At 58.9% G+C, this 8,049-nt stretch carries 8 protein-coding genes and 1 pseudogene; 7 read left to right on the top strand and 2 right to left on the bottom strand.

Annotated features, from left to right (window positions below; genetic code table 11):
• The 4 genes and pseudogenes from VMU57_RS11310 to VMU57_RS11295 all read left to right on the top strand — a co-directional run.
• A pseudogene (locus VMU57_RS11310) lies at positions 1–688 on the top strand (helicase C-terminal domain-containing protein); the annotation flags it as partial.
• A gap of 137 nt (positions 689–825) precedes the next feature.
• Positions 826–1,149: a helix-turn-helix domain-containing protein gene (locus tag VMU57_RS11305; protein WP_325383422.1), complete on the top strand. Its 324-nt coding sequence runs from the start codon at positions 826–828 to the stop codon at positions 1,147–1,149.
• Between the two features lie 163 nt (positions 1,150–1,312).
• Positions 1,313–1,825: a hypothetical protein gene (locus tag VMU57_RS11300; protein WP_325383420.1), complete on the top strand. Its 513-nt coding sequence runs from the start codon at positions 1,313–1,315 to the stop codon at positions 1,823–1,825.
• 128 nt (positions 1,826–1,953) lie between these two features.
• Positions 1,954–2,634: a hypothetical protein gene (locus tag VMU57_RS11295; protein WP_325383418.1), complete on the top strand. Its 681-nt coding sequence runs from the start codon at positions 1,954–1,956 to the stop codon at positions 2,632–2,634.
• A gap of 143 nt (positions 2,635–2,777) precedes the next feature.
• Here VMU57_RS11295 and VMU57_RS11290 read toward each other — a convergent pair whose 3' ends face one another.
• Positions 2,778–5,402 (bottom strand): ABC transporter permease, encoded by a 2,625-nt coding sequence (locus VMU57_RS11290; RefSeq protein ID WP_325383416.1) that lies wholly within the window; start codon positions 5,400–5,402, stop codon positions 2,778–2,780.
• A 3-nt stretch (positions 5,403–5,405) separates the two neighbouring features.
• Positions 5,406–5,741: a PadR family transcriptional regulator gene (locus VMU57_RS11285; protein ID WP_325383414.1), complete on the bottom strand. Its 336-nt coding sequence runs from the start codon at positions 5,739–5,741 to the stop codon at positions 5,406–5,408.
• Positions 5,742–5,862: 121 nt separating this feature from the next.
• Here VMU57_RS11285 and VMU57_RS11280 point away from each other — a divergent pair, with 121 nt between their 5' ends.
• The 3 genes from VMU57_RS11280 to VMU57_RS11270 form a co-directional block, all read left to right on the top strand.
• Complete coding sequence (locus tag VMU57_RS11280) at positions 5,863–6,075, top strand: PRTRC system protein C (protein WP_325383412.1); 213 nt, start codon at positions 5,863–5,865, stop codon at positions 6,073–6,075.
• Positions 6,076–6,291: 216 nt separating this feature from the next.
• Entirely contained in the window at positions 6,292–7,422 is a 1,131-nt protein-coding gene (locus VMU57_RS11275; RefSeq protein WP_325383410.1) for a hypothetical protein, read from the top strand.
• Positions 7,373–8,049, top strand: a 677-nt coding sequence (locus tag VMU57_RS11270; protein ID WP_325383408.1) for a PRTRC system protein B, incomplete at its 3' end; no start/stop codon positions are given. The genes VMU57_RS11275 and VMU57_RS11270, both read left to right, overlap by 50 nt.

The following is an 8,049-nucleotide window of genomic DNA, read 5'->3' as shown; positions in this document are numbered from 1 at the left end:
GCGGCAAGAGGGTATTCGCGTCGCCGTCCTCCGTTCATCCGTTGCCACCGATAAACGAGAGGATTGGTACGACCGACAGTTGAAGGCGGGCGTTGAGGTGGTGATCTGCCATCCCAAACTGGTCGAAACGGGATTGGACCTGCTGGCATTTCCGACGCTCTACTTCTATGAGACCGGGTACTCGCTGCACACCTTGCGCCAGGCGAGTCGAAGATCGTGGCGCATCGGACAGAGATTCCCTGTGCGGGTGAAGTTCGTCACTTACTCGGGCACGATGCAGGAGACCTGCCTCCGTTTGATGGGCAAGAAGATGCTGGTCGCGCTGATGATGGAGGGCAAGTTCTCTGGCGAAGGTCTGCAAGCGCTCGACACCGACGAAGACCTGATGAGCGCTATGGCGCGCGAGTTGGTGGAGAAGGCCGGGGTTGGCGAGTCTGCCGATGCCGTGTGGCGGGACCTGGGCCACGAGCGCGAGAAGGTGTTGCCGCGCCCGGCTGCGGCGGAACCTGAATCCGAGGAGGAGTCCGACTTGGCGCCCGACCTGCCGGGCTTGATCGCAGCAGAATCGGCTCCGGCGCCATTCGGCATCCACCTGTTGGACCCGAGCTCGCCACCGAGGAAGCGGAAGAAGACCGCACTTTGGCCAACCGCCGCAGAAACTAACGTGCAGCTCAGCCTCTTCGATTGAGCCAGCACGCTTTCAACTTGAAAGGTGACATCATGAGCGAGGAACGGGAGAAGGTTCGTTGCCGCAGTTGCGAACTCGTCCAATGGAGCGATCGAGCCAATTGCCGGCGTTGTGGTACGACTCTGCCTGAGCCGATCGTGAGGATTGTTGAGCGAGTAGTGGAGAAGGTCGTGATCCGGGAGGACCCGCTATGCCTTCAGAAGCTCGAACAGGCCTCCAGATTGATCTCCACGGCAACGGAGGGGTTGACGCAGCAGTGCGTTGCATCAGTAGCTCCCCTCGTCTTAGCGCAGATTCCAGAGACGGGAGCCTTTCCGACGATGGCGGAGGTGGAGCGAGCGATGATCGTTGCAGCCTATGAGAGATCGAATCGCAGACCTCTCGAAGCTGCACGGTTGCTTGGAATCGGCAAGACCACTGTATACCGCAAGCTCAGGGCAATGGGCGAAGCGGCAGCATGACGGCGACAGAGCTATCAATCTCCCCTGGAACCGCTGGTCTTCAGCATCTACGAGTGATAGCGTATCCATTGGGAGAATGTTCCAGCGAGGCCATTACGGTCTCAACCAAGGCAAGGTAGAGGGTCGGCTTCGGCTGGCCCTTTTCATTTGCATGGAGATCACCATGCTCAAGGGCCCATTTCTCCCATCGGACTTCACAGCCACAAAGTTCTCAACCGCCGCAGACAAGGCGGAGTTCGGAAATACCTTGCTGCGCTTCATTGAATCGGAGTGGGCGTCGGCGCTCTTCACAAAGAGCTTCTACAACCGCCTCTCCATGTGCTTCGGGCACATTGCTCATTACTGTCGCTCGCAATTCTACGAGGAGTGGTTTTCATCTCTTGCCGCTCAAGTGCGGTTCCTAAAACACACACTGCGATTCCCCTGCTACGGAGATCCGGAATACACGTTTTCCGATGTCGAGAGGGCGATCCAGCGAGAAATCGGCAACCGGAACTACCTTGCGCGGTATGAATTGCGGCTGGCGGAAGAGCAACAGGCAACGGATCTTGCGCTGCTCCGGCAATTGGAAAGCAAGTACAGGACGCCGGTTGGAGAGCGGGATCAGGAACTCCGAATTACTGCTCCACCAGTGGATCAGACTCCTTTCACGCCTGTTCAGGGCTCGTTGTTCTGAAGCTGTTTCAAACTCCAGCCGAGCACTTTCTGAGGCATTTGACCGGATTTCTGTCTGGGGGTACAAATCCTTCAATGACGCGGAGGAACGGTAGGAGCAAGTTTCCCCGCCGGTGCAGGAGGCGAGTGATGGAAACCTTAGAACCAACGATCCAAGGCTTCAGCGGAGACGGTTGGAAATCACCCGATCCGACCGGCGTTGACGATCGAACCAAGTTGGCAGAGGGAGCACCAGAAGCTGCATCTGACCTCTTGGGTCCGCCGGCGGCGAACCGCCACCGGTTGCAGGATGAGCGTTCGGCCATCACCCATCACTTCGCGTTCGGAGGACATGAAGGCTATCTGACGGTCGGGTTCTACCCGAATGGTCAGCCGGGCGAGATCTTCATCCGAATGGCGAAGGCGGGATCAACCATTGCCGGTTTGATGGAGTGCTTCGGGACCGTGGTTTCAGTCAGCCTTCAGCATGGAGTGCCATTGAAAGTGCTCTGCGACAAGCTCTCGCATACACGCTTTGAGCCTTCCGGCTGGACCGGCAACGCGGAGATCGGGTACGCAAAGTCCATCATGGATTACCTTTTCCGCTGGATGGAGCTGCGGTTTCTGTCCGGAAAACAACTCTCGCTATTCGGCCAAGGCAATGGCGAGATTAGCGCTCGTGGAGAGCTGACACCCGGCCTGGTCGACGAGTCACAGTTCCTCTATGACATTGGCGACGCTCCGCCCTGTGTGGCGTGTGGCGGCCTGATGAAACCCAGCGGAACCTGCTATACGTGCCTCAATTGTGGTCAAACCAGCGGATGCTCATGAATGTCTGGGTTGCAACTGACCCCGACACGATCAGACCATGAGAATCCGGTGAGATGGCAGTGCTGGAAACGCGCCTCGGCCAGTTAGCGAAATTCAATGACCCAGCATGTCTTCATCGCTGACTCTGCATACGTTTCATGCGCCTATTCGGCTCGAAGCGTCGCCATCGGATCGACATGCGTAGCCTTCCAGCCAGGAGCAAATGCCGAGCACAGTGCCGTGAGTAATATCAGCGATGCCGCCCCTGTGAGACTAATGGGGTCCATGGGCCGCACTCCCACAAGCATGCTCGTCACCAACCGCGTAAGGGCCAGACTCAGCATCAGCCCTGCCACGATCCCGTAGCACGCGAGTCTTGCGGCTTGCCGCACCACAGAACGCAGAATTGCACCTCGCTCCGCGCCCAACGCCATCCGTATGCCAATCTCGAATTTCTTCTGGGCTACCGAATACGCCATCGTCCCGTAAACGCCGAGCATGGCCAACAACAGCCCCACGCCAGCAAAGGAGGAGATCAGCACAGCGCGGAAGCGCTCCGTCGCCATCGATTCGTCCATCATGACGTCCATGGTGGTAAAGCGCAGAGCGATGAGCGGATTCACTTCGAGAATGGTTTGTTGCGCCGCATTCATCAGAGCCAGAGGCTTCACGTTCGTGCGCAACACAATGTGAAGCTGGTTCGCATAGAACGGGTGCTGCGTCATCGGCATATAGAGTGTCGGCCCTGGAGGTTCCGCCGGCGAATCCTGCCTGACATCCCCTACGATACCGATCACCGTCATCCATTTGTCCGAATCGAGTCCGCACTGAATCTGCTTGCCTATTGGATCGATATCTCCGAAACTCTGTCGGGCCAGCGATTCGCTGATCACGGCGACAAACGGACTCTCAAAGGTATCCTTCGAGCCGAAATCGACCCCACGTTCGACAGCGATTCCCATGGTCTGAAAGTACCCGGAACTGGCGACGCTGAAGTTGGCCGATGCTTGATGGTTTGGATCGACGGGCAGGCCGCCCCTCGTCTGATAGTAGCCGTTGGAACCATAGCTTCCCGTGGGCAATCCCATGATCCCGGCCACGTGCTCGACCCCTGGCAATGCGGCGAGATTTTGGAAAATCTGATCGAATTGGCGCACTGTGCGTAGCCCATCCGACAAAGAGTGCGCCGGGGCATCGGCATCCACCACCAGCATTCGGTGAGTCTCATAACCCATGCTGCGCGAAATCAGATTCGCCATGGTATGCAGCAGGAGCCCGGCGCCCGTGGCGAGAACAAACGTTGCCGTTATCTCCGCAATTACAAGCCCTTCACGGAGCGACGTAGCTCCATGGCGGCTCATGCCGCGCGAGGCATCGCGCTTCAATGCGTCCGCAGGGTCAACCTTCGCCGCTCTCAGCGCCGGCAGCGCCGCCGCCACCAGAGCCGTCAAGACCGAAAGCCCAAGCGTGAACCCCAGTACCCAACCGTTCAGGTGAATCTCACCCGCGCGCGGCAAATCTCCGGGGGCCATCGCAACCAGCACACGCACAGCCGCGGAGGCCAGTAACACGCCTGCCGTTCCGCCAATGAGCGAGACAAGCAAGCCTTCAAGGATCACCGGCCGCATTACCTGCCATCGCGACGAACCGAGAGCCTTGCGAATCGCAATTTCCCGCCGCTGCTCGATGGAGCGCACGAGTTGCAAATGGGTCACATTCACACAGGCGATCAGCAGAATCAGGCCGGCTGTAGCCCAGAGAAGCAGGAGTGTCGGACGGGCGTCTCCTGTCAGCGCCTGCTGCAGCGGCTGCACCATCAATCGCTTGCTGCGATTTTCGGTCGGATATGCCGTCTCAAGTTGACGGGAAATCCCGTTCAGCTCGGCCTGGGCGGCCTCCGGGGTCACGCCCGACCGCAATCGCGCCACGGCCTTATAGTTGAAAGCTGTTCGAGACTTCGACTCCGGGTTCAAGGGAGCTGCCTCCCATACCTGCGTGCGGGCCGGAAAATCGAACCAGCGCGGCAGCACTCCTGTTATTTCGAGCGCCTCGTTCTCAACGCGCAGCGTCTGTCCCAATGCGGCCTGCGCATTGCCAAAGTTGTCGCGGGCAAACTCCTCGCTAACCAAGGCGGCGCGGTTCGCTTCGCTATCGTTAAACAGCCTCCCCGCGACCGGTTCGAGACTGAAGACGCGTGCAAAGTTTGCGTCCGCCCAGGTCACGACGGTGTACACGGAATGATCACGTAACTCCACTCCCAGGTTGCCTCCGTTGTAGAGACTGACCGCAGCAAAGCTTCGCGCCTGGTTGCGTATGTCTGCTCCATCCGGTCCGGTTACGCGCCTCGACGTGTGCCCGTTGTCCGTCCAGTGTGTGTTCAACACGGAGATACTGCCTGCGTCGCGGTAGGGAAGCGGCGCTAAAAGCACGGATTCCACCACGGCAAAGATGGCGATATTCGCACCGATGCCCAACGCAAGCGTCGTCGCGGCAGTCACAGCGAATGCTGGGTGCTTGAGCAGTTGACGTCCGGCAAACCGGAGATCGCCGAAGAAAGCCGCGACCGCGTTTTCCCATCCGTAGGAGCGCACCTGTTCCCGCACCGTGGTGATGCTGCCACTCTCCAGTCGCGCGGCCCGCTTCGCTTCTTCTGCCGTTAGCCCGCGCGCTCTCCAAGCTGCGGCTGCCTCTTCGAAGTACTGTTCGACTTCGTCGGCAACTTCGCGGTCGCGCGCCTTCCGGCGCATAGAGCCGCGCAGACCATAAGTAAGCTGTCTCCATAAAGACATGATTTAGCCCTCCGCGTTAAGAAGCCGGGCAATGGCCGATGCTCGCCGCGCCCAATCGGCCCTCTCCATCTCAAGTTGCTTCTTCCCCGTCCGCGTGAGCCTGTAGAACTTGGCGCGGCGCGAATTCTCTGTCTGGTACCAATCGGAATCGAGCCATCCGGCTCGTTCCAGCCGCTGCAGCGCCGTGAGGAGCGATCCAGGGTTCACCTTGAAAACTCCGCGCGATATCTGTTCGACTCGTCGCGCGATGCCGAAACCATGCATCGGTTCGAGACTCACCGTCTGCAGAATAAGCATGTCAAGGGTGCCTTGAATCACATCCGTATTCGGTTGCTCCATGGAGAGGACCTTACCCTCGTCTCCATATGATTGTCAAGATGTGATAGTCATACTGAAAGCCATCGCACTCCACACTCCCCATTCCACCTTCAACCCAAATCCTCCCAGGAGATGTTGAATAATGAGCAGCCTCGCAGTCAAAGCCCTGAACCGGGAGTTCTTCTACAACGGAACCCGCATCCCCGATCCCGCACCCAACTTGACCGTCGAACAAGTGCGAGAATTGCTAACGCCGTCCTACCCCGAAATTGCCACGGCGACACTGGCGGGTCCAGAGGACACCGGAGACGCCCTTCGCTACACGTTCAGCCGGGCCATCGGCAGCAAAGGCTAATCCTGAGACTCCAAGCAGTGTCGCGTTATGATCTTCTCCCGCGTCCCTGTTCGGCGCCTGCTTTGCAAGGGAGTTGGTCGCTACCTGAATCACCGAAACAAGGCGGCAGATCATGAAGAAGACAAAAGCCGATCAGACACACCTGCTCGCTGAACTCCATCGGCTTGAGAGCAAGCCGCCTAAGAGAGCCGACCGGCTCATCGCGAGGCATTTGAAATGCGAAGAGTCACAAAGCCTGGCGCATGCCGTCGCGGAAGCGGCCATAAGATCGTCATCCGGCACGATGCCGGTTCTCGAAGCCCCCAGCGAACTGCTGCCGCCATTGATATAGCGCTGCTGGGACATGGTTGCGGTGAAACCCTTCCGTCCCTGCGCCGCATCCCCACAAGCTATCGCCTGGAGACAAACGGCGAACGCCTTTACCGCCTTTGCCTGGCGCTGGTGGAGCGGAATCTCGCCGACGCGAAGTTTTGGCAAAAAAGTGGCAAGGTCGCCGTGGTCTTCGCGCGAAGCGCCATCCAGAAGCTGATTGAAGAGTTCTCTGGCGGCGCGCTCACAGACAAGATCGACTATTGTTTCGAAGTCAGGGATGACCTCGGGACGGGTTATTGGCGGGGCGGAGCTCTTGACGGAGGCAAGCTAATGGCCGCGTTCGAACTCCAGGCCTGCGGCTACCTCAAGATCGGAGCTGCACTGGACGCGCTCGAAGAGCAGGAGCGATTCCTTGGAGCGGCGTTCTACTACCTTTTGCGGAGATCGCTCTACCGCTGGATTCGCATCTACGACCACACAGACGCCGAGTGCTACAACGAACAACTGCATGAGTGGATGGAGCAGGACGAGCCTGAGAGCCAGGACGCTTATGAGTTCCCGCCCGTCGACGAGGCGATCCCGGAGCCCGTCCGGGCCGTGAAGGACTGGACATATCCCAGCGCGCGCAAGCTGCTGCGAAGGCATCTTCAAGGGCCGCATTCCGTGTGGATTCAGAAGCTGCTGACCCTTCATCGGCTCTCGCGGTTGAAGGGCCAGGTCATGCGTTTCGAGGGAGAGTACGACGACCCGCCGGTGCCGAGCCTTTTGCTGGTCTTCCGCGAGAATGACGCGATTCAGGCTTGCTTCGATCATGAGTCAGAACGGTATAACGAAACCACCAATGAACCTTCTTGTGCAGTCTGCTTTCGGCCGGAGGTCGGCGAAGAGTCCGACGCGGCACTTCGCACGATGGCGATCTTTCTCAGGGTCAACATGGAACTCGCCGGCCTGATTACTCTGCTGAACGGCATGGAGGAGGAAACTCATGCAGGTCAACGTGAGCATCGGACAGAACCATCACTTCGCACTGCGTGAAGCCCTGCTGATTTACCGATCGACGGAAAACCAGAACGGCAGTTTCGGAAATATCTTCATCACCCACCATGAAGTGAACGCAGACAATCGCGGCAAGCAACCAACGCTTGGTCCGGCAAAGACGCTGACCATCGAGTTCGTTCAATCGCTGGTCCAAGCCCTGGGAGGCCGGGTGCAGGCGGAATTTCTGCCCGCGAGCGTGATCGCGCGCACCGAGCGGCTGATCGCCTGGTGGACGCCGCCTCAAAAACGCCCGATGTTCTTCGGAACAACACAAGGCGACTTGGCCGGAATGAATGGCGCGATCTTCCCGCAGCCCGCTCTCGTCTGGCTGGCGATGGATCACTCGCTCTCGATCCGGGCTCTCAAGGAGAATCGTCGCCCCGCGGCCGATACTAAGCTTTGTGTGGCTCCCTACTGGAATGTGTACGACACAGGGAGCGTCTGCCTTGGATCGATGCGGGCTCCCGATGCCTCCACCGTCGCATCCATTCCCCAGTGGGAACAGAGCTTCTATGAAAGCGAGTTTACGCACGGCAACGTGGGGAGGCTTACGCGCCATCCCGGAGGTTTCGAGGGACTTTGGAAGGAACTCGCCGGCAAAGGGGAGTTTCCCACCGACTCGCT

The sequence above is a fragment of the Edaphobacter sp. genome (genome assembly GCF_035532915.1).
GTDB lineage: Bacteria > Acidobacteriota > Terriglobia > Terriglobales > Acidobacteriaceae > Edaphobacter.
This window is presented reverse-complemented; position numbering and strand designations above follow the sequence as displayed.